General features: G+C 58.7%; 1 protein-coding gene and 1 pseudogene. One reads left to right on the top strand and one right to left on the bottom strand.

Features of this window, described 5'->3' with window-relative positions; genetic code table 11:
- Nucleotides 1-295 (top strand): annotated as a pseudogene (locus tag KIH78_RS10500) (hypothetical protein); the annotation flags it as partial.
- Nucleotides 296-455: 160 nt separating this feature from the next.
- Here the strand turns inward: KIH78_RS10500 and KIH78_RS10495 are convergent.
- Entirely contained in the window at nt 456-965 is a 510-nt protein-coding gene (locus KIH78_RS10495) for a restriction endonuclease (protein ID WP_236034599.1), read from the bottom strand.
- Nucleotides 966-1,279 lie beyond the last annotated feature (314 nt).

Genomic DNA, 1,279 nt, shown 5'->3' with positions numbered 1-1,279 from the left:
AAGAACAACTTACACGCAAACCCCAACCAACGCAACCCCACCCCACCACAACACCCCACAAACCCCGGAAACACAACAAACCCTCGGCGTGTCGAAAACACCAAAAACACGACAACAAACCCACCCACCCCACAACAAAACCACTGAAGAAAAGACCCAATCCACCCACACCCGGCGTGTCGCACGATACCGATCACCTCGTAACAGCAACCTGGCCACATTGGCAAGCGGGCACTCAGACGGCCTTACACACAAGGCGGCTGATACAGACACCGGTATCGTCAATTTCCGATAACGTACCTTATGTCAGATAAGACGTGGCAAGCAGAGAATCGTCCGGCAGCGGTGCCGTAAGCGATCCGGATTCCGTTGGTTACGCACAACGGCGATCCGACACGGATGGGACACCAGCGGATCATGCAGACATCAACAATGCCGACCGTGACGGTAGCAAGCTATGCCACGTTGAAGAAATCCGTGTCGACGGCCTTCACTTCGTAGGTCTTCAACGTACTGACGCCGACCCCATAGTCAATCATCAATCCGGCGAGAGAAGCACCATCGACAAGCACGAGCTTCTGTCCCCGAATCCCCTCCGCATATTCACGCGCAGCCTTGGAGAACCGCGCCGTCGTGATGAACAGTCCCCGGTCCGCGCCTCTTCCTGAAAGAGCGCCGACGAATGCCTGAACCTCAGGTCGTCCGACTGTCCTATCGAGATCCCAGCGTTTGGCCTGATAATACACGCTGTCGAATCCGAGACGGTCCTCTTTGACGATGCCGTCGATTCCCTCGTCACCACTCTTCTTGGTGACCTCGGCCGCACTGTCCGGCGTTTCACCATACCCCATGGCGATAAGAAGCCTGCCCACGAGATGCTCGAAGAAGTACGGGCTTTGCGCCATGACAGCCTGGAGCAGCTCGTCAGCGAGAGCGTCGCGCAATTCATGTGCCGCCGTTTCCATGATTTCCTGAGGGGATGCCGATGAATCCTCTCCATCACGCTGCTCTTCCGCTGGGATTCCGTCTGGGCCGATAGAGCTGCACCCTGCATCCGTCGCGTCGTGGGTCTTCCGCGATGCGACGGGTGCCGTGTGGCTTGGTGGGTGTGGTCCCGTCCGGGGCACGCGCGCGTGGTCGCGTCTGCGTGTGCCGGGTTTGGTGTCCGGTCGGCGTGTGTGTTTGGGCGTGTATATGTGAAGAGGACCCCTGGGAGCGTGGTGCTCGACCGGGGGTCCTCGTGAGTATGAATGCGGCGGCGTGCTACTCTCCCACACCC

Source organism: Bifidobacterium saguinibicoloris, from assembly GCF_019331725.1.
Lineage (GTDB): Bacteria > Actinomycetota > Actinomycetes > Actinomycetales > Bifidobacteriaceae > Bifidobacterium > Bifidobacterium saguinibicoloris.
This window is presented reverse-complemented; position numbering and strand designations above follow the sequence as displayed.

Excerpts from the sequence above, each read along its gene's own strand:
- KIH78_RS10495 (WP_236034599.1), bottom strand. The coding sequence starts at position 965 with ATGGAAACGGCGGCACATGAATTGCGCGACGCTCTCGCTGACGAGCTG.